Here is a 391-nt window from a genome sequence, read left to right on the forward strand (position 1 = left end):
GATAAAATTCTGCATATCGAACAAGAGACCATCAACGAATACACCGGCAACTACTCCTCGTTCGAGCGTCAGCGTTCGACCAAGCTGGCCCAGCAGCAGTCGCTGTACCTGAACCAGCAAGAGAAAGTGGCGCATCTGCAAAGCTATATTGACCGCTTCCGCGCGCAGGCCACCAAGGCCAAGCAGGCGCAGAGCCGCATCAAGATGCTCGAACGCATGGAGTTGATCGCGCCGGCCCATGTGGATAACCCGTTCAGCTTTAGCTTCCGTCAGCCGGAGAGCTTGCCGAACCCATTGCTGCGTATGGAGAAGGTCAGTGCCGGCTACGGCGACAAGGTGATCCTCAACTCGATCAAGCTGAACCTGGTGCCCGGCTCACGCATTGGCTTGC

The 391-nt window shown here is 57.0% G+C and carries 1 pseudogene; it reads left to right on the forward strand.

What is annotated here, in order from left to right:
- Positions 1 to 391 (forward strand): annotated as a pseudogene (locus tag CVN76_RS02110) (hypothetical protein); the annotation flags it as partial.

The organism is Bacillus sp. mrc49 (assembly GCF_002803435.1).